This window comes from Akkermansia muciniphila, assembly GCF_040616545.1.
GTDB lineage: Bacteria > Verrucomicrobiota > Verrucomicrobiia > Verrucomicrobiales > Akkermansiaceae > Akkermansia > Akkermansia muciniphila_E.
Map to the genome: position 1 here is coordinate 557,857 of NZ_CP156688.1, position 19,220 is coordinate 577,076.

The following is a 19,220-nucleotide window of genomic DNA, read 5'->3' on the forward strand; positions in this document are numbered from 1 at the left end:
CCGGCGCCGGAAAACCTGCGTGCCTCCCGTCTCTGGAAGGCGCGCCTTTTTACGCCTGCCCCGTCCCCCAGCGGCGGTGCAGGAACCGTTCCAGCGGGGAAAACAGAATCTTGTCAGATAAAAGGCCGATCACTACGATCACGAACATGATGCCCACCACCTGGTTCATCGCGTTCAGCTCACGCCCATAATGCAGGAGCTGCCCCAGGCCGAACCCGGTCAGAATGGGCACGAAGATTTCCGCCGCCATCAGGGAGCGCCACGCAAAGGCCCAGCCCTGCTTCATGCCGCTCACCACAAACGGGGCGGAAGCGGGCAGAGTCACGTGAATCAGGCAGTAAAAGGGCCCCGCGCCCATCGTGCGCGCCGCCCGGGCGTAAATGGGCGGCACATTCCGCATGCCGTTGGCCGTCGCCAGAATCACGGACCACAGCGTCCCCATGATCACCACGAACAGCATGGCCCCCTCCGTCTGGCCGAACCACAGGGTAGCCAGCGGAACCCAGCACACGCTGGGAAGGGCCTGAAACCCCAGAGAAACCAGCCCCAGGGTATTTTGAATCAACTGGAAGCGGGAGCACAGCATGCCCAGCGGAATACCCATGACAAGCCCTATTCCGTACCCCATGACCAGCCTCTTCACGGTAATCCAGGAAGACTCTTCCAGAGACCCGTCCATGAAGGAAGAGCGCAAATACTCCCACACCTCAAGCGGAGAGGGAAACAAATAGGGCTTCCACACCTTCTGGTCGCTCAAATACTGCCATACCCAGATCACGAGGATGAAGAATACGAGCGAACATCCATGGGCCGCCCACTTGGACCATTTGTGCCTGTTCATGCCATCGCTCCTTTCAAATCCTGGGTGATGCGGGCGGACAACTGCGCCAGGTCCCGGTTATTAATGTCCCTGGGATGGGGGAGGCTCACAAAATACTCTTCCCGGATGCGGCCGGGATGCGGAGTAAACAGCACCACGCGGTCCCCCAGGCAAACGGCCTCGCGCATATTGTGCGTGACGAAGATGATCGTCATGCCGCAGCGGAAATGAATATCCTGAAGATCCTGGTAAAGCTGTTCGCGGGTCATGGCGTCCAGAGCGGCAAACGGCTCGTCCATCAGCAGGATGCGCGGGCTGGTAGCCAGGGCGCGGGCAAGCGCTACGCGCTGCTTCATTCCTCCGGAAAGCTCATGAATATGGGAGTGCGAACAATCCTTCAGCCCCACCAGCTCCAGATTCTTTTCCGCAATGGCGAGGCGGTCCCCCCGCGTCAGGCCGGGAGTCAGCTTCAGGCCGAACATCACATTCCCCATCACGTCCAGCCACGGAAACAGAGCGGACTCCTGGAACATCACGGTGCGGTCCCTGCCCGGCCCCGTCACGGGTTCCCCGTCCAGCTCCACCACCCCGGAAGAGGGGAATTCCAGCCCGGCGATGATATTCAGCAGGGAAGTCTTTCCACACCCGCTGGCTCCCACCAGGCAAACGAACTCGCCGCCCCTGATATTCAGATTGATCCCCTCCAGGGCCACCACCTTTCCGCGCCGCCCTTCAAACACCTTGCTCACATCCACAATGCGCAGCTTGCACCCTCCGGGACCGCAATGTTCTTCACCCATCATCATTTTCCGGCTGCCTCCTTCATCATGGTTAGCCGTTCCTCTTCAGCCAGCGGTTCCTCCACCGCTTCCGGAACCACCAGTCCGGCCACGTCCGGCACTTCCTTCATGAACCCCGCGTGATGGGCGTCCTGCACAAACTGCTGGAGTTTGGGAAGGGAAACCCTGTCCTTCATGACGATGCTCTTCCAGGCCTGCGCAATCAGCGCAGGATCTATTTTGGAATGGGTAAGCTCTTCCAGCTCCCTGACCACGATCGCCTGGGCCTCCTCCGGATTCCGGCGTATCCATTCGTTCAGCTCCTGATGCGCCTGCACCAGGGCCTTCACCACCTCCGGCTTGTCCTGAAGAAACTCCGCCCCGCACACCAGCACGGTGGCGATGGACTCCCTTTCATCCACCAGCACCTTCCCCCCCGCCGTCATCACCAGGCGGCTCACCCACGGCTCCACCGTCCATACGCCGTCCAGTTTGCCCTGCCGGAACAGGCTCAACTGTTCCGGATTGGGAGTAGGCAGAATGGTCACGTCCCCGCCCCGCTGCGTCACGTGCAGGCCGCCGCGGGAAAACCACGCGCGGGCGGAAACATCCTGCGTATTGCCAAGCTGGGGAGTGGCAATCACCTTGCCGCGGAAATCCGCAGGCTCCTTCAGCACGGAATCCTTCGGAATCACCAGGGCGGCGCCCCCCTCCACGGCTCCGGCTATCATGCGTATGTCCTCCCCGCGGGAACGCACAAACGCGTTGATGGCCGGGCTGGGGCCCACGTACGCCAGTTCTATGGACTGGGCGAACACGGCCTCCATGGCGCTGGGCCCCGCATTATAAACGTACCAGTTGATCCTGACGTCTTTCCCCGTGGCCTCCTTCAGGCGTTCCTCAAACCACCCCTTCCCCTCCCGGGAAAAATGGTGGGCCACCAGCCCCTGCACGTGCGTCACATTCGGAAAATGGCCGAAGTTCAATTCAATGACATTCGGATCCTCCTTTCTTTTATCTCCGCAGGAAACAGCCAGCAGGCAGAAAAACAGGGCCGGTAAAATCGTCAGGAATATGGAATGGGACATGAACAAAAGGAAGGGGTTACTGGGCACAGCCGACTTTCCGCGCCCTTTCAGGCACCGACTATCAAAATGAACCGCCCGCGGCAAGAAGCCGATGGCAACAACTTTGTCACAATGGACACCTGAAATGTCCATTTTGTTGAAAAACAACCCCGCTTTCCGGACCGGAACCGCGCTTTATTGACAAACCCCTACGTTCCCGTTACAAAAGGCGCCGGTTCCCTCCATGCCTTACTCCACCAATCAGCCGCACCCCGGAGCATGGCTGGGCCTTCCTCCGGATGAAGAACGCCCCGTGAGCCGCGCCGTCAGATACCGCTGCATCCTCCTGCTGCTCCTGTACTGGGCCATCCTCTCCGCCATCCCCCAGGGCGCGGACCGCTACGCGGAAACAGGCTCCCTCCTTCCCGCCTGGATGGGCGTGCTGGAGCTGACACCCTTCCTGCTGGTTCCCGCGTTCCTGCTCCTGGCCGTGCGCACGGCCGCCCAATGGAGAGCGCTGATGATTACCGTTTACGCGGGACTGCTCCTGAACCTGCTGATGAACCTGGCGCTTCCCGCAGAAACCATGTGGGGGGACCTTCCCGCCTCCGGCTCTTACGGCACGCTTGTCTGGCCCGGCGCGGACCACCGGGAATGGCTGGTCACGCTGCCGCGCTTCTCCCGGCTCTGGGCCCTCATCATTTACGTCTTCCTCTCCGGGAGCGGCTCTTCCCCCCTTCTGCGCCTGCTGGCCCTGGCATGGTGGTTCCTGCTGTGCCTGGCCCCCGTCAACACGGGCATGGTGGGGTACGGGGACATCCTTGGGCCGCTCGTGATCATTGCCCTCATCCTGGGGTGCATGCACCTGGCGGCCAAACGCGCCTCCTGAACCCGGACCCATAAAAAACCGGAGGCGGCCATTCCACGGAGGAAACAGCCGCCCGGCGCCAGCGGGCATCAACCCGCGGAAGGCCGCCATACCCGGCGGCCCGCCCGGAACCAGTTACTTCCAGATCACTTCAAAGATATTGACGGAGCTCCCCTTCTTCCCGGTCAGGCCCAGGGCCTTCACCGGCTTCTTGACGGATTTCAGGCTGAACGTGCTCACCTTCTTCCCCTTGCCCAGGTTGCCCACAGGCACCCACCGCCCGTCAGCCCCGCAGGCCAGCACGGACGCTTCCTTCCCGTCCGACAGGACAATGGCGGCATTCGCACGCGGAGCATCACACGGAATCTCCACCTTCTCCGGAGACAATTCTACCGGAAGGAACGTAGCCAGGTTGAAATCCCCGGCCGCCCCGTTATCCGCAGACTTGCCGCCCTTGTTGGCAAGATTCAGCTTGAACTCTTCCAGGGTCACCTCCTGAGGGGAGGAACCCGCGTTCACCAGCCGGATGCCCTTGATCACGCCGCCGATCTCCGCGGAACCGTCCGCCTTCAGCGGCACCTCCGTCCAGGACTTCCCGTCCATGGAAATGTACATCCTGGCCCACTTCAGGTCCGGAGTCTTCAGGTTGACGGAGGCGGACTCCACGGACGCCCCCGCCGGAATTTGAAGCCCCAGGGACTTCTTCGGCGGCAGGGGATGCACCTCCATGATGCGCTTCAGGGAAATATCCTTGTCCCCGGCTTCCACCACGGCGGTCTTGAACGCCGGCGCGTCCGTCAGCACGGAAGGGGCGGCGGGGGCATTCACCTTGAAATCCCGGATGGCCGTCCACACGTCAGGCTTTCCTCCCGGAACGCCCTGCACCGTAGCACGGTAGCGCACAAAGCGGCCTTTCTTGCCGCGGCCCTCGTACTCCACGCGCACCCCGGAGGACTCCGGCATCAGGGGAGACCAGGACTGCCCGTCCATGGACACCTCCAGCTGGCCCTTGTTCACCGCATCCTTATCGGAATCATTGCGGCCCATCACAATGGAAACGTTGCGGATTTCCCGCGGCGCGCCCAGGTCCACGCCAAAAAAGTCACCCTTCTTCTGAACCTCCTTGCAGTAATAATAGGACTCGGGATCGTCATCCAGCATCTTCTCAATCCCTCCCTTGGACTTGGTGGAAACATACGGCTTCACACGGCCCACGGACTGCCCGCTCACGCGGGAAAGCACGGGAGTGGAGCCCATGTCCAGCAGCTCACGCACGGCGGGGGCCATCACCAGTTCAGACGGTTTCACGGCAGTCTGCCACTGGGAGCTCTTCTTGGTCACCTCCGTCACGTGCTTGTTGATAGCCTTGCTGATCTCCTTGCTGTAGCGCTGCATCTCTGCAAGCAGGCACGCGGCCTCCATGGCGTAATTCAGCGCTCCGGAGGCATTGCCCGCCTCCGTGGCCTCAATCATCTGCATGCTGTTCACCCCGGCTTTCCCCAGGGACTCAAACTGGACAAGCCACGGCTCCACTTCCGCGATGAAGGCGGCATTATTCGCCTTGGCCCGGATCACGTCCGGCGCCTGGGCCATCCTGGCAAACTCCGTCTTCAGGCGGTCAAAGGCCTTGCTCTCGGACACCTTGCCGCCGCGGCGGCACAGCTCCAGCACCTCTTCCACCACGGGAGCGATCTCCACGGACTCCTCCTTGCGGTAATTGTGCCCGCTCGGCCCCCCGTCGCTGTTATGGTCGGCAAACGTCTGCATGGCGGAGGCGCAGCCAGGAAACAGGATGCGGATGCTGTCCTTCCACGTCTTGTCCGAATCGTACGCCTTGGCATTCCAGGTCATGTTCGCCACGCTGAACAGGGAAATCTTGGAGGCCTCCGGCTTGTCCATCGGATTGGAGGCGAACCCCTGCATGAACGGCATCGCGTCCGCGTCCACGCCATAAGTGCGTCCCAGGAACAGGGCGTGGCGCACGTAATCCGTCACCGGGAAATTCCACCAGATGAACGCGGGCCTCTGGAGGTACTTGTTGATCCCTTTCAGCGCCGGAGTCTTGATGTCGCTCACGATTCCGGACCCCGTCCACATAATGCCGATGTCCTTGTCCAGATGTTCCCCCATCACCTCGTGGTAACGTCCCCCGCCGCCGGAATACGCCGTGGGGCACACAATCAGCGGAGTCACGTCCGGCTTCTTGTGAATAAACTCCTTGTTCAGGTAATTCAGGAACTCCACCTGGCCCTCCGGCTTGGCTCCCTCCCCGCCGATGTCGTCAAAAAACACCGCAAAGGAACGGAACCCCAGGTCATACATCATCTCAAACTTCTTCACGGCGGCCTTCCGGTCCGCCTCCCCCCAGTGAATATCCGCGCCGGGGTGCACGGCCCAGACAAAATTCACCTTGTTTTGCCTGGCGACCTTCACCAGCTCTTTCAGGTCCTTGGCCATGTCTGCGGGATACGGTTCGCGCCAGCGCTTGGAAAAACCGTGGAACACGTCGTCCTTCGGGCCGTAGATGTACGTATTCATCTTGTACTTCCCGTAAAACTTGAACTGGCTGATGCGCCCTTCCTGCCCCCAGGGCAGCCCGTAAAATCCTTCAATGGTACCGCGGAAAGGAACGTCCGGCCAGTCCAGGACCTCCACCACAGGCACCGTCACGCCGGAAGGAGTCTTCTCCGCCAGCTGAAGCAGCGTCTGGGCCGCGTAAAACAGGCCTTCATCATCATACCCCGTCATCCGGATGCCCTGGGGGGTTACGCTCAGGGAATAGGCCCCGGCCTTCTGCGGAACATTTCCGGCAGGCTTCTTGCCCCCCTTGATGATGGACATCTGCACGGGCAGCCCGTTCGGAGTGATGGAAAACATGCTCTTCAGCGCATTCACGGTAGGCTCGTCCCGCGCGCCCGACAGCTTCAGGGCCGGAACCGTCACGGAACCGCCGCTCCGGGTCATCTTCTGCGGAATGGGATACACCGGCATCCCGGCCGCCTTTTTGGCGCGGGAGGCCGCAGGCGCGGCGGAAGAGGCAGGGGAAGAAGACTGGGCGAACACCGGAAGGGCAAGGCTGGCCCCAAGCGCTGTGACCGCCGCCATGGATCGGAAGGAAATCAGGTTCATATATGCAAAAGTAAAAAGCCTGTGCAGGACAAGTCCACGAAACTACGGACCAATCGCTTCATTTCTAACAGGGCCCCTCCCATATGTCAAATTACTTCCCCCGGTTTCTCCCGGCTGATGAACCGTTTGCGCAGGCGTCTGCCCTTCCGGACAGTTCCGGATATCCCGTCTGCCTCTCCCGTTTTTTATGGGCGCTCCGGTTCCGGACAATAAAACCCGCCGCAGGAAAACTCCATTCCTGAGGCGGGAAAAAAGAACCGGCGGCGTTCCGCGGAACGGAAAGGCCGGATAAGTAAATAACGGGAATAATATTATTCTCTTTAATTTTTACTGAAGAAACCGGAAATATCGAAATAGACGACCACTTCCCTGCCTTTTTTCGTCTTGATCGTAATCACGTCAAAGAACTTGCCTTCATGCTCCATGAGCGCCTGCTTGAGCTTCTCATAATCCCTGTATTTTTTCTCAAGCCATTTCCTCTCCGCAGGAACTCCATCCATGGAATTCTTTGCGCCAACAATGACGACGGCCTTTTCAAAGCTGGAGCCGTCGCCTCCTTCATAAGTAATGCGGGCACGGGCCTCTCTTTTTTCCAGCCGCTGGGGCAATTCCGCATCTGCGGCCTGAACAACGGCGCATACGCCGGAACACAATGCAATGGATAGGATGGGCAGCAAGGGTTTCATACTGTTTGACCTATAGACGGTATCCGCACCCATGTAAAGCTTTCTTTCAAGAATGAAGCATGGCCGTAACGCTTTGGGAATAAATACGCGGCCAGCCACGAAAAAAACTGGACGGACCTTCCTTGACGGGTCATGTCCGGAGCAGCCCATCCCCGCCTACAGCCATGCAGCCACTTCATCCAGGGTCTTGACGCGGGCCGTGGCGCCAGTCGGCGCATCCCCGGAGGAAAACAGGAAATTCCGTCCCACCCCGGCGGAAAGGGCCGCCTGGATGTCCCGCTCCCGGTCGCCCACGGATACGCAGGCTGCCATATCCAGTCCGTATGCAGCGGCAGCTTTCAAAAACAGGCCGGGATTCGGCTTCCGGTCAGGATGGCCGTCATCCACGCTGGGACAGTGGAACACACCCGCTATCTCCGCCCCGGCGGCGCTGAACGCGCCTTTCATATGCTCCGTCAGCCGGAAGAAATCCTCTTCCGTAAACATGCCGCGGCCTATGCCGGACTGGTTGGTCACCACAATGACCAGATACCCCTTTTCCCGCGCCTTCCGGCAAAGGTCCAGAATGCCGGGAACCAGCTGGAAATCCTCCCTGCGGTGAACGTACCCGCCATCCACGTTCACCACGCCGTCCCGGTCCAGAAACAGAGCTTTAGGCGCCATATATTTCCTGCTCCACCAGCTCGCAAACCAGATGGCCCACGGCAATGTGCATCTCCTGAATGTTGTTCGTGGCGTGGGAGGGAACGGCAATGCAGAAATCCGCACAGGCCTTCATCTCCCCGCCGCCCTGGCCCGTCAGGGCCACGGTCCTGACGCCCATGCGGCGCGCCAGCTCCATCGCCAGGACGATGTTCCGGCTGTTGCCGCTCGTGGAAAGCCCCACCAGCAGATCACCGGAACGGCCCACTCCCTCCAGTTGCCTGGAAAAAACCGTTTCATACCCGTAATCATTCCCCACGGCGGTCAGGATGGAAGTATCCACCGTCAGGGCCAGCGCATTCATGGCGGGACGGTTCAGCTTGTAGCGGCCCACCAGCTCGGCGGCCAGGTGCTGGGAATCCGCCGCGGACCCGCCGTTGCCGCAGAACATGATCTTGTTCCCGGCCTTGAGGGTATCCGCGCAGACGCGGGCGACCTGTTCAATCTCCCCGGCCATGGAGGCCAGGGCCTTGAAATTATCCGCTATCCCTAAAATCTGATTCCTGATGTACTCGCTCATTCCGGACTGTTCTTCATGCGGTTGATGATATTGGTGGAGGAAAATCCCTCCAGGCGCGGCAATTCAAGCGCCTGCCCCCCGTAAGACTTCACGTACTGCCCTTCCGGCCAGCGTTCCAGCGGGTAGCCCTCCTTGGCAATCACGTCCGGGCGCAGCTTTTCAATCAGCGGCAGGGCCGTATCCTCGTCAAACGGCACCACGTAATCAATGAAATCCAGGGAAGCCAGCAGCAGGGAACGCATCTCCTCGTTATTGATGGGCCTGTCCTCCCCCTTCAGCCGCTTGATGGAAGCATCCGTATTCAGCCCCACAAAAAGCACGTCGCACGCTTCCCGCGCCTTCATGAAGGAATGCAGGTGCCCCAGATGCAGCAGGTCAAAACAGCCGTTCGTAAAACCCACCACCTTCTTTTCCCGGCGGAAGCGGTCCGCCAGCTCCGCTGCCGCCTCCGGCGTCAGGATATTGTTCCGGTGGTGCCAGGAGGGAGCCTTCCGGGCTTTCTCCTCCAGGGCCTTTTTCAGTTCCGGTCCGGTCACGCTGGCCGTGCCGAACTTGCCCACCACGATTCCGGCGGCCACGTTGGACACCACCAGAGCCTCCGGCACGGTGGCCCCGGCGGCCAGCGCCGCGCCCAGGCTGGCCAGGGAGGTATCCCCCGCTCCGGACACGTCAAACACCTCGCGGGCCTCCGTGGGAATGCAGACAAAATCGGCGGGATGGGAGGAAGGAATGAAAATCATGCCGTGCTCGCTCAGGGTGACGAGCAGGTTCTCAATGCCGAACTCCGTGAACAGCCGCTGCGCCCCTTCCATGGCCGCCTGTTCCCAGCCCGGCACGGAGGGATTCAGCGCCACGCCCGTCGCCTCCTGGAACTCCTTCATATTCGGCTTCACCAGCGTGGCCCCCCTGTAGCGGGAATAATCCGCCCCCTTCGGGTCCACGATCACGGACTTGCCCGCCGCCCGGCACCGGGCAATCACGGCGGGGGTGGTTTCCCCGTCAAACAGGCCCTTCCCGTAATCGGACAAAAGGACAAGGTCCGCCTCCGGCAGGCAGGCGTCCACCCGTTCCAGAAAACGGGCGGCAAGCTCAGGAACCATCCGCAGCGGCTGTTCCTGGTCCGCCCGCAGCAAATGATGCTTGCCCGCCACAAAACGGATCTTCACGGTCGTCTCATACCCCTCGCACTCCACCAGCTCCGGAACGCAGCACGTCTCTTCCAGAAAACGCCGCACCTGCCGTCCGTGGCCGTCATTGCCCACCACGCTGACAAAGGTGGTGCCGCACCCCAGCGCGCACAGGTTGCTCACCACGTTGCCCGCACCGCCCAGCATGCGCGTCTCCCGGTCCATCTTCATGATGGGAACCGGAGCCTCCGGGGAAATCCGGCTGACGCTGCCGTACAGGAATTTGTCCAGCATTACGTCCCCGATGCAGAGAATCCGCACCCGGGGAAATCCGTCAATCAATGTGTGCAGGCGGTTCATGGGAGACGTTCTTTTCTACCATGCCCCATACCGTAAGGCAAGGACAGTTGAAGCCCGTTCCGGAGCAGGAAAACGCATCATGCGGGCATCCGCCCCCGCTGCGGACGCCGGAACCCTTCCTTCAGAGACAAAAAATGGGTCAGCCATGATAAAAATCTTGACCTGTAAGCAGGAAAGCACTACGTATTGTCTCCCGTTCCCGGACGAATAGAAAAAGGAAAACAAATCATGCGTGAAGTTACCGTAAGAAAAGGTGAACCTATCGACCGCGCTCTCAAGCGCCTTAAAACCAAGCTGGATGTTGAAGGCATTCTGGATGAAATGCGCCGCCGCCGCGCCTTTGAAACCCCGATGGACGAACGCCGCCGCAAGGCCCGTTCCGCCAGCAAGCGCAACAAAGTAAAGTGGCGTTACAGCAACAGGAGCGAAGAAGCCGCTCCCGAAACTACTGAAACTCCCGTTTCCGCTCCTGAAGCTTAAATCAGTATTGGTTCGGGAATAGAACCCATTTCAATGAGGGCAACCCTTTCTCAAGGTTTGCCCTTTTTGCTTCCCTCAGCACATGAATCAGTCCGCCCAGCTTTTCTCCCGCGCGCGCGCCGTCATCCCCGGCGGCGTCAACTCCCCCGTCCGAGCCTTCCGCAATGTGGACGGCGACCCCTTCTTTGTCCAGTCCGCCAAAGGCGCGTACATCACGGACGCGGACGGACGCCAGCTCATTGACTACATCGGCACGTGGGGCCCGGCCATCCTGGGCCACGCCCCGCAGCCCGTCATGGACGCCGTCCATGCCGCCGTGGACAGGGGGCTGGGCTACGGCATTCCCGCTCCGGCGGAAGTGGATATGGCAGAAATGATCACGGAAATGGTGCCCTCCGTGGAAAAAGTGCGCATGGTAAACTCCGGCACGGAAGCCACCATGTCCGCCATCAGGCTGGCGCGCGGCTACACCGGACGCCGCAAAATCATCAAATTCATCGGGTGCTACCACGGCCATGTGGACTCCCTGCTGGTGGCGGCAGGCTCCGGCGCGCTCACCTTCGGGGAGCCGGACAGCGCAGGCGTTCCCAGGGAGATGACCCAGCTCACCATCACCGTTCCCTACAATGACCGGGAAGCAGTGAAGAAAGCCTTCGAGCTCCATGGGAACGACATCGCCGCCGTCATCCTGGAGCCCTTCCCGGCCAACGCCGGGCTTTACTTCCCGCAGAACGGCTTCCTCCACTTCCTGCGGGAAATCACGCTCCGCTACGACTCCCTGCTCATCTTTGACGAAGTCATGACGGGCTTCCGCGTCGCGCCCGGCGGCGTACAGCAGCTTTACGGCATCACGCCGGACCTCACCTGCATGGGGAAGGTCATCGGCGGCGGCCTCCCTGTGGGAGCCTTCGGCGGCAGGGCGGAAATCATGGACTGCCTCTCCCCGCTCGGCCCGGTGTACCAGGCGGGCACCCTCTCCGGCAACCCGGTCGCCATGGCGGCGGGCCTGGCCCAGCTCCGGGAACTCTTGAACGGGAACGCGTATGACCGCCTGGAACAGCTCGGCGCGCGCCTGGAGGAAGGCATCAGGGAAGCTCTCCGGAGACACGGAAAAAACTACACCTTCCACCGCGCGGGCTCCATGTTCTGCCTCTTCTTCACGGAAGAAGAGGTCTATGACCTGGACACCGCGCAAAAGGCCTCCAAGGAACTCTTCAAGCCCTTCTTCTGGAACATGCTGGAACAAGGCGTCTACTTCGCCCCCTCCCCATATGAAACGGGCTTCATCTCCACGGCCCATACGGAGGAAGACATTGACCGTACGGTGGAAGCCGTCCGCGCCAGCCTCTCCAAACTGGGATAATGCCCCTGATTTGAAGTGACAGGCCACTTTCCTTGCCCTATAAGGATGCCATGAGACAAATGACGGGGTCCATGCTGCTTGTATCAGCAGCAGCCATCGCAGCCGCCCCCCTGGCGGAAGCGGAGGAAAGGACCATCCAGCTCACGGAGGCTGAAAAACAGGAAATCAAAACGGGGAGTGAAAGCCTGCTGGGCCTCACCCTCCGTTTCCTGCATGACTCCTGGCCCCTGGAAATCATGTACCCCGGGGAGGCGCAGGAAGAATTCCACTCCATCCTCAACTGCTACCGGATGCTGGAGCAATTCCGGCAGACGGGCAACCTCCTGCTTCAGGCTCCGGACCGCAACACCCCGCTCCATCTCTGCATTGCCCTGGGATTGAACCCATTAGCCATCCGGATGATAGAAGCCGGGGCCCCCGTCAATGCGCAATCCATCTTCATGCATGACGGCATGAAGGAACCGGGGGACACTCCCCTCACCTGGGCATGCCTGTCAGGCCTTTACATGAACTCCACGGCGGAAGACAGGCTGCCGCTGGTGCAGGCCCTGCTCAAGCACGGAGCCAACCCGGACCAGCCGGGACCGTGGGGAGTCACCCCGTTCATGTACTCCGCCGCCCTCAATGACTCCGACCCCGGACAGGAAAAAATAGCCCTGGCCCTGCTGGACGCAGGTTCCCCTGACCTCAAGCGCAGGCTGAACGCCCAGGCGCGCGGCGTGGGCTTCCTCAGTCTTTCCCCGGCCATTTATGAACGCCTCATCAAGGCCGGATTTGACGTCAACGAACGTTTCTTTGAAAGCAAGCAGTCTCCCCTGCACCTGGTCTGCACCAAGGAAAAACCGGCGGAACGCCTCATTCCCCTCATTGAACTCCTCATTAAGGCGGGAGCGGACCCCAACCAGCCGGATGTGGACGGCCTGACGCCGCTGATGGCCTGCAATTCTGCGGAAATAGCCGTCTGCCTCATGGACAACGGCGCCAATCCCGCCCTCCGCAACGATGACGGGCAGACGGCCTATGACTTCCACATGAAAAACGGGTATCCCCCCATTGCGGAAGCCATTAAAAACTGGCAGGCCAACCGGAAAAAGGCGGACGGCGCACGCTGACCGCACTATTCACGTCCCGGACCCGCGCCCTTCAAAAGGGAAAACGCCAGTTCCCTTACATCAATAATCCGCCAGGGGAAACGCCGGAGACCGGCCGCCATTATCCCGGGACATGAAAAAAGCCGCCCCCGGCCATGGGAGGCGGCTTTGAAAAACACGGGAGGCCGTTATTCCTCCGCTTCAATGCCTTCGCCGATCATCTTGAGATCTTCCGGCATCTTGCCTGTCGTGAAGTAGCCTTCAATCTCTTCCAGGGAGCGCCCCTTGGTTTCAGGCAGGAAGAAGGTCACCGTAATGAAGTACAGCACCGTAATGCCACCCAGCGTGAAGAACACGCCGGAGTAGCCGCAGCTTCCCACCCACGGAAGGAAGGAGCCGGCAATGATCGTGGAAACAAGCTGGTTGATCAGCAGCGCAATCGCCATGCCGTTGGAACGGATGCGGGCGGGCATCAGTTCGGACAGGGCCAGCCAGACGCACACGCCGGGACCGGTAGCGTAAAACGCAATGAAGATAATGAAGAACGCGGTCACGCCCCAGCCCATGGTGGTATCCGGCTTTTCACCCAGTTCCGCCTTCAGGATGGAAACAGGCTTCATGGCATAGCCGTCCTTGCCGTTCACCACCATCTTGTTGGTGGAATCCGGCACGGCCTTGATCAGGGCCAGGGAAGCCTTGTCCTCTTCCTTCTTGATGTCCTTGGCATCCTTGGTCAGCTCGACAAATTCCACCACGGAAAGCTGAGTGGAGGACCCCATCAGGAACTGGTACCAGGCGGGATTGGCTTCCGGCTGGTCATAGGTGATGATGAGCTGCATTCTGTTGATGTCCTTGTCGCCCATGTCGTTCTTGGCGAGCAGGTCCTTGACGAAGGGGGAATCAGGCGTGCGTTCCAGCTGAAGCGTGCGGATGGAGCTCACGTCCTTGCCCTGTTCAAACTCCTCCTGGACGGAGGGGCTCTGGGCGGCCAGCAGGGCGGCCACGTCCGTGGTCACGTCCTTGCGGGCTTTTTCCACATTATTGAACAGGAAACCGGTGCCGAGAAGGCCCACCACAATGCCGGCGGTGCCGATCTTGAGCAGGAACTTGCGGCCCTTGCGGTCCACCAGAACCATGGCGACGATGGTCATCAGGCAGTTTACCACCTTGATGGTGAAGTCCGCCCAGTTGGCGGTAGTGCCTTCCAGGCCAGCCTGCTGGAACACCTTAACGGAGTAGTTCAGCACGGAGTTGATACCCGTAGCCTGCGTAAAGGCCAGGACGAGGACTGCCAGAACAAAGGGATAAACATACTTGCGCTGAAGAAGGGATTCACCGGAAGAACTCTGCTTCTTGAGCTCCTCAGCCTTCTGCTTCTCTTCCTCTTCAATATGGACCATCTCATCAAATACCTCCTTGGCGCGCACATCTCCGTAACTGCGCACCAGCACGGCCATGGCTTCATCCTTGCGGCCGCGGCGGAACAGGTAACGGGGGGATTCGCTCAAACGGAAGGAACCGAAGAACAGGAAAAGGCCGGGAACGGCGCAAACCCAGAAAATGGCCTGCCACGCAAAAATCTTGGCGGAAGTCAGCGTTTCTTCGCTCGCGCCGGAATTTTCCACGCCGCCCACATAACTGGCGGCAAGCAAGCCGACTACAGCGGCAAACACCAGGCCCACCGTCAGCAGGAACTGGAACATCCCCGTTCCTTTGCCACGGGACTCCGCGCTTAAACACTCAGCCAGGTACAGGGGAACCACCACGCCTACAATACCGGCGCTGGCGCCCTGGAGAATACGGCCCAGCAGCATGATGCCGAACACCTCCTGGGACAGGCAGATCACGGGAATACTCACCGTGAACAGGGCGGCGGCTACGGTAATCAACGCCTTGCGTCCCATCTTGTCGGCCAGGTACCCGGCAAACAGGGAAGAAAGCACGCTGCCGAACAGCACGGCCGCCACCACCTGGGAAAGCTGGGAGGGATTAAAGCCAGCCGTCTGCTCAATGTAGGGGAGCGCCGCAGCAATCACGCCGACGTCCACACCATAAAGAAGGCCGCCCAAACCGGCCATGATAAGGAGGTAGCGCATGTATCGCCTGGCCGCATCCGGAACGGCGGCCTTCATGTTTTCTTGGTCTGTCATGGTCGTTGCATTCTAGTAAATTGGCTTTTCTCCGCAACCAAAAAAGAGACGCTTCCGGGACAAAAACAACTTTCTTCCCGTGAAATGCATTCAAACAGCGGAAATACCACACGGAAAACCGGCGGGCATGATAAAAAAAGAACGATTATTTAAACCAGTTCCCATCAGCTCTTCTTCCTTTCATGGATAAACAGCGGAAAAAACCTTCTTCATCCGCCGCCCACCAAGGGCACACCTAAAAGGCCCGTTTGAGTTTTCCACACACCGGACCGCGCATAAAAAACACGCTGACCCGTATTCATCCGGAGAATCCCGGCTTCAGGGAGCAGCTCCCCTATTGGGAGGCCCTGCCGGAAGAATCTATCCCCAGCCGCTTTTCAATCAGGTTCACGGACAGCTCCGCGCACAGGCGCAATTCATTATCCGTATCCCTGGTGAAGGCCTTGAGCGCGGAAAGGGAAGCTTCCGAACCGATTTCTCCCAAAATGCGGGCGGCGGAGCGCTTCAGCACAAAATCATCGGACTCATTCATCAGGCGGATGATGTCCGCTTCCCCCGTGGGGCCTGCCGCCTTGCACTCCTCCTCCCACTTCTGCGGGTCCTTTTTCCACTCATCCAGAAGCAGCGCAAAGTTTTTCTTTTCCGGACCGTGCAGCAAAAACCTGACCAGGGAAGCCGGAATATCACAATCCGCCTTCTTCAGCTCCGTGGCTACATAATAAACCACACGCTGGGCCTCCGCATCCTCCGGACGGCCCCACACCACCAGGGCGGAGGCCAGCGCGGTCACATACTCCGCATCACGGCCCCACGGCTCCCGGAGAAGCTCCACCAGCTTGGCGGAAACTTCAGGGCTCATCCGGTCAGGCTCCACGGACGCCAGGCGCTTGGCCGCGGCAATGACGCGCCGGATATCCAGGCAGGACAATTCCTTCAAATTAGCCAGCACGAAATACTGGTGGCGTTCATCCTGCAATGCGGCGGAAGCGGGCCGGGCTTCAAACTTGTCCCGGTTCAGCACCACTTCCACAAAAAAGCGTTCCTTGTCCTGCAAGGTCACTTTCCCCATCTTGGAGGCCACATCTACAAACTCCTTGAACGTAATAGGAGTGGGGGTAATTACGAACAACCCGCCTCCCGTTCCCTTGCGGTCGTAAAAAATAGGTTCGTCCTCGGACTGGGTCATCCTCTTCAAATACGCCTTCACCATGTCCCGGTTGGCTCCGTTCACCCCGACCACCCACGCGCCCAGCACTCCCTGGTCTTCCTTGCGGTCAATGGCGGCAAACAACGGTTTCAAGTCCCCTTCCCCATAATTCTGTACGGAAGCGGCCGGACCGGCCGCCTGTTCCCAGCCCATGCCGGTAAAGCCGGAAACATCTTCCTCCTCAGGCTGGGGAATATGTTCCCTGCCGGTACGCAGGGAGGGGTTCAGTTTCACCGGATAAGCGAAAGGCAGGGAAGCGATGCCCCCGGCGACCAGAAAGCCCAGCAGGATGAAAACAATCTTGTGCCTCCGCCCGGCACATGCCATCAGCCCCCCGGCCAGACAGGCGAAAAACAGGGCGAACGCCTTCTGCTGGGGCTGCTGCAGCATGGAAAGGAATGAGGTTCCGTCCATCTCGGAAGACGCATTGTAAAAAAGCCAGAGACAGCCGGCGGCAATGACCAGGGACGCGCAAAGGCACATCAGCTGAATCAGCCCCGTCTCCATCAACGCGCTCTGAATAACTTCCCGCCGGTCCCTCGGGGTACTGACGGAAATGGCCTTCTTCGCCTTGGCGAAAGGTTTTTTGGGGATCAGCTTTTCCCTGTCGCAGAGAAACTCATGGCCGCATTTGCTACAATTCACCATCGAACCCTCCGCGGAGGAAGGAACATTGATATGTCGTTTGCACTGTGGACAATTCAGATTCACGTGAGCCAAATATGCACGTTTTTGATTCTTTTGCAATACCTCTCTTCCAAACTTTCCTTTTGCCGGATAATCTGCATAAATTTTCAAGGTTGCTCCATTAAACTCCCTTTCAACAGCTTTCTTCCTCCGCAGGGTTTCCGCCGTTTGCATTCTCCACTTTAAATTTCCGCCATGCCGCTTAAAAACAATATTTTCCATGCGAGCAAACCGGTCCGCCGCATTCTGCAAACACCCCGCGGAACGGGCTTGCGCCTTTTCCTAGCGAAAGACTGGGGATTTTTTATCCATCTTCATGAAAAATGCACATTCCCAAATATACCTGCATGGAAATTATTTAAATTTTATGACCGGAACCCTCCGGCGAAAGATAAAAAACACTTTTTATCCGTCCCGTTCCGCCTCATGTCATTCCGAGTGAACACACTTGCAGAAGATGGATTTTGGTAGTAGAATTTTCGCCATGTCATTGCAGCCTGCCGAACGCCGAGATTTCATCCGCGATATGATTTCTGATGACCTTGCCTCCGGCAAGCATCAGGCACCGGTAACCCGCTTCCCCCCGGAACCCAATGGTTACCTCCATATCGGACATGCCAAATCCATCTGCCTCAACTTCGGCATCGCCCAGGAATTCCCGGGCGCGCGCTGCCACCTGCGCTTTGACGACACCAACCCCAGCAAGGAAGACCAGGAATATGTGGACAGCATCCAGGAAGACATCCGCTGGCTGGGCTTTGACTGGGGGAAGAACCTCTTCTTTGCCAGCAACATGTTCGGCTTCTTCCATGAATGCGCCGTGGCCCTCATCAACAAGGGACTGGCCTACGTGGATGAACAGACGGTAGAGGAAATACGCGCCCAGCGCGGCAACGTGAACGTGCCCGGCGTGGAATCCCCCTACCGCAACCGTTCCGTAGAGGAAAACCTGGAACGCTTCCAGGCCATGAAAAACGGGGAAATTCCGGAAGGAAAGGCCATTCTGCGCGCTAAAATAGACATGGCCTCCAGCAACATGAACATGCGTGACCCCGTGCTGTACCGCATCATGTTTGCGGAACACCACAACACGGGCAACACCTGGTGCATCTACCCCATGTACGACTTTGCGCACCCGCTGGAAGACGCCTACGAGCACATCACGCACTCCCTCTGCACGCTGGAATTTGAAAACCACCGCCCCCTGTACGACTGGGTGATTGAAAACTGCCCCGTGCCGGCGCGCCCGCGCCAGACGGAATTCGCCCGGCTCAATCTCACCTACACCGTGATGAGCAAGCGCAAGCTGCTCCAGCTGGTGCAGGAAGGCCACGTCACCGGCTGGGACGATCCCCGGATGCCCACCGTCTCCGGCATGCGCCGCCGGGGCTACACGCCCGCCGCCATCCGGAACTTCTGCCAGACCATAGGCATCACCAAATTCAACGGCTTCACGGATGTGGCCCTGCTGGAATACAGCGTCAGGGAAGACCTGAACGCCAACGCGCCGCGCCGCATGGCCGTCCTCAACCCCCTCAAGGTCACTATCACCACCCTGCCGGAAGACGCGGAGGAAATGGCGGAAGTGCTGAACAACCCGGAAAAACCGGAAGAAGGCAGCCGCCAGATTCCCCTCACCCGGGAAGTCTGGATTGAACGGGACGACTTCATGCTGGACCCTCCCAAGAAATACTTCCGCCTGGCCCCGGGCCGCACGGTGCGCCTCCGCGGCGGCTACTGCATTACCTGCACGGACTACAGGCAGGATGCGGACGGCAACATCACGGAAATCCTCTGCGAGCACATCCCCGGCACCATCGGCTCCAACCCTCCGGAAGGAATCCAGTGCCGGGCGGCCATTCACTGGGTAAGCACCAGGGACGCCGTGAACGGTGAAATCCGCATCTATGACCGCCTCTTCACGGAGGAAAACCCGGATGCGGCGGAAGAAGGCTTCCTCTCCGTGATGAATCCCGGCTCCCTGACCGTCATCACAAATGCCAAGCTGGAACCCTCCCTGGGCGCTGCGGAGCCGGAATTCCGCTGCCAGTTTGAACGCCTCGGCTACTTTGTGGCGGACCGCAGGGACCACGTGCCCGGCCAGCGCCCCGTCTTCAACCGCACGGTGGCCCTCAAGGACTCCTGGGCCAAAAAGCAAAAATAACCTCCTTTCTATTCCCTCAT

Annotated in this window: 16 protein-coding genes; 6 read left to right on the forward strand and 10 right to left on the reverse strand. The window is 59.6% G+C overall.

Annotated elements, in window-relative coordinates; translation table 11 throughout:
* Positions 1–49: 49 nt before the first annotated feature.
* Genes ABGM91_RS02290 through ABGM91_RS02300 form a run of 3 tightly spaced genes read right to left on the reverse strand, consistent with a single transcriptional unit; the run spans position 50 to position 2,687 of the window.
* Positions 50–841: an ABC transporter permease gene (locus ABGM91_RS02290; RefSeq protein WP_215427171.1), complete on the reverse strand. Its 792-nt coding sequence runs from the start codon at positions 839–841 to the stop codon at positions 50–52.
* Positions 838–1,626: an ABC transporter ATP-binding protein gene (locus ABGM91_RS02295; RefSeq protein WP_354833369.1), complete on the reverse strand. Its 789-nt coding sequence runs from the start codon at positions 1,624–1,626 to the stop codon at positions 838–840. Before ABGM91_RS02295 ends, ABGM91_RS02290 begins: the two co-directional genes overlap by 4 nt.
* On the reverse strand, positions 1,623–2,687 hold the full coding sequence (locus ABGM91_RS02300) for an ABC transporter substrate-binding protein (RefSeq protein WP_354833371.1): 1,065 nt from the start codon (positions 2,685–2,687) through the stop codon (positions 1,623–1,625). The genes ABGM91_RS02295 and ABGM91_RS02300 overlap by 4 nt, the downstream gene beginning before the upstream one ends.
* A gap of 223 nt (positions 2,688–2,910) precedes the next feature.
* On the opposite strand from ABGM91_RS02300, the gene ABGM91_RS02305 reads away from it, so the two are divergent.
* Positions 2,911–3,555, forward strand: a complete 645-nt coding sequence (locus tag ABGM91_RS02305; RefSeq protein ID WP_215427177.1) for a hypothetical protein — start codon at positions 2,911–2,913, stop codon at positions 3,553–3,555.
* A 114-nt stretch (positions 3,556–3,669) separates the two neighbouring features.
* On the opposite strand, the gene ABGM91_RS02310 is transcribed toward ABGM91_RS02305, so the two are convergent.
* The 5 genes from ABGM91_RS02310 to ABGM91_RS02330 form a co-directional block, all read right to left on the reverse strand.
* Complete coding sequence (locus ABGM91_RS02310) at positions 3,670–6,663, reverse strand: beta-N-acetylglucosaminidase domain-containing protein (RefSeq protein ID WP_354833374.1); 2,994 nt, start codon at positions 6,661–6,663, stop codon at positions 3,670–3,672.
* A 320-nt stretch (positions 6,664–6,983) separates the two neighbouring features.
* The gene (locus tag ABGM91_RS02315) at positions 6,984–7,349 is read right to left on the reverse strand and encodes a hypothetical protein (RefSeq protein ID WP_354833376.1); all 366 of its coding nucleotides are present in this window, start codon (positions 7,347–7,349) and stop codon (positions 6,984–6,986) included.
* A 156-nt stretch (positions 7,350–7,505) separates the two neighbouring features.
* Entirely contained in the window at positions 7,506–8,012 is a 507-nt protein-coding gene (locus ABGM91_RS02320) for an HAD family hydrolase (protein WP_354833378.1), read from the reverse strand.
* Entirely contained in the window at positions 8,002–8,571 is a 570-nt protein-coding gene (gmhA, locus tag ABGM91_RS02325) for a D-sedoheptulose 7-phosphate isomerase (RefSeq protein ID WP_354833380.1), read from the reverse strand. Before gmhA ends, ABGM91_RS02320 begins: the two co-directional genes overlap by 11 nt.
* Positions 8,568–10,058: a bifunctional heptose 7-phosphate kinase/heptose 1-phosphate adenyltransferase gene (locus tag ABGM91_RS02330; protein ID WP_215427187.1), complete on the reverse strand. Its 1,491-nt coding sequence runs from the start codon at positions 10,056–10,058 to the stop codon at positions 8,568–8,570. The genes gmhA and ABGM91_RS02330 overlap by 4 nt, the downstream gene beginning before the upstream one ends.
* A 228-nt stretch (positions 10,059–10,286) precedes the next feature.
* Here ABGM91_RS02330 and rpsU point away from each other — a divergent pair, with 228 nt between their 5' ends.
* The 3 genes from rpsU to ABGM91_RS02345 all read left to right on the forward strand — a co-directional run bounded on the left by rpsU (position 10,287) and on the right by ABGM91_RS02345 (position 13,013).
* A complete protein-coding gene (rpsU, locus tag ABGM91_RS02335; RefSeq protein WP_215427189.1) occupies positions 10,287–10,538 on the forward strand; it encodes a 30S ribosomal protein S21 in 252 nt (83 codons plus the stop codon).
* 82 nt (positions 10,539–10,620) lie between these two features.
* On the forward strand, positions 10,621–11,901 hold the full coding sequence (hemL, locus tag ABGM91_RS02340; protein WP_354833383.1) for a glutamate-1-semialdehyde 2,1-aminomutase: 1,281 nt from the start codon (positions 10,621–10,623) through the stop codon (positions 11,899–11,901).
* A gap of 50 nt (positions 11,902–11,951) precedes the next feature.
* Positions 11,952–13,013 carry an ankyrin repeat domain-containing protein gene (locus tag ABGM91_RS02345; protein ID WP_290565034.1) on the forward strand — a complete coding sequence of 354 codons (1,062 nt, stop codon included), beginning with the start codon at positions 11,952–11,954 and terminating at the stop codon, positions 13,011–13,013.
* Positions 13,014–13,180: 167 nt separating this feature from the next.
* On the opposite strand, the gene ABGM91_RS02350 is transcribed toward ABGM91_RS02345, so the two are convergent.
* Both ABGM91_RS02350 and ABGM91_RS02355 read right to left on the reverse strand, forming a co-directional pair.
* On the reverse strand, positions 13,181–15,142 hold the full coding sequence (locus ABGM91_RS02350; protein WP_354833385.1) for an MFS transporter: 1,962 nt from the start codon (positions 15,140–15,142) through the stop codon (positions 13,181–13,183).
* A gap of 334 nt (positions 15,143–15,476) precedes the next feature.
* Positions 15,477–16,997, reverse strand: coding sequence for a HEAT repeat domain-containing protein (locus ABGM91_RS02355; protein ID WP_354833387.1), 1,521 nt, complete (start codon positions 16,995–16,997; stop codon positions 15,477–15,479).
* 234 nt (positions 16,998–17,231) lie between these two features.
* Here ABGM91_RS02355 and ABGM91_RS02360 point away from each other — a divergent pair, with 234 nt between their 5' ends.
* Both ABGM91_RS02360 and ABGM91_RS02365 read left to right on the forward strand, forming a co-directional pair.
* Positions 17,232–17,507, forward strand: a complete 276-nt coding sequence (locus ABGM91_RS02360; RefSeq protein ID WP_354833389.1) for a hypothetical protein — start codon at positions 17,232–17,234, stop codon at positions 17,505–17,507.
* 13 nt (positions 17,508–17,520) lie between these two features.
* Positions 17,521–19,200: a glutamine--tRNA ligase/YqeY domain fusion protein gene (locus ABGM91_RS02365; RefSeq protein ID WP_354833391.1), complete on the forward strand. Its 1,680-nt coding sequence runs from the start codon at positions 17,521–17,523 to the stop codon at positions 19,198–19,200.
* The last annotated feature ends 20 nt before the right edge of the window (positions 19,201–19,220 follow it).